The organism is Paraplanobispora takensis, assembly GCF_016863195.1.
Taxonomy (GTDB): domain Bacteria; phylum Actinomycetota; class Actinomycetes; order Streptosporangiales; family Streptosporangiaceae; genus Planobispora; species Planobispora takensis.
On sequence record NZ_BOOK01000150.1, the window covers coordinates 1 to 706 of the forward strand.

Consider the following 706-nt stretch of genomic DNA (forward strand, 5'->3'; position numbering starts at 1 on the left):
ATCTGCTTGCCGTCCTTGCGCACGGCGCTGGCCAGCACCTTGGCCTTGGTCTCGTCGACGCTGGCGTAGTCCATCACGCCGGAGGCGTTGACGCCGTCGCGCGAGAGGTCCTTGCCCTTGTAGACGACGCCCTCGATGGTGTCGAAGTCGAACTGCGACCACATCCAGCCGTAGGTGGCGGTGAAGTCGGGGGTGGCGGCGGTCAGCTGCCAGATGTTGTTGTTCATCCAGATGACCGGGCGGACGGCGGAGCGCACGTCGTCCAGGAACGCGGCCGGCAGCGGCTCGTCGTAGGTGGAGCCGACGTAGATGACCGCGGTGAAGCCCTTCATCGTGCCCTTGGTGTAGGCCGAGACGGGCATGGCGGTGTAGGTGCCGAAGTGGCCGGTGAGGTTGGCCGCCTGGGTGGCGTACAGCTCGCCGAGCCAGCCCCACTGGCCGGTGGTGTCGTAGAGCACCAGCGTGGAGCGGCCGGTCCCGGCCAGGCCTCCCTTGAAGACCGCGGGCGCGGCGGAGGCGGCGGCGGGCTGCGGCACGAAGGCGGTGGTGAGCAGCATCATGGCCGACAGCAGCGCCGTCAGCATCGGCAGGACGAGGCGGCGCCGGCGCAAAAGAGCGGGCATAGGAGAAGGACCCCCACAGCGAAGTGAATCCGGCGCGGGTGAAGGCGCCGCATGACAGGGTGTGGGTTCGGTCTCGCCATTGG

1 protein-coding gene is annotated in these 706 nt (G+C 68.7%); it reads right to left on the minus strand.

Annotated features, from left to right (window positions below):
- The coding region (locus Pta02_RS40850; RefSeq protein ID WP_203880423.1) for a hypothetical protein at nt 1-623 on the minus strand (623 nt) is incomplete at its 3' end.
- Between the last annotated feature and the right edge of the window lie 83 nt (nt 624-706).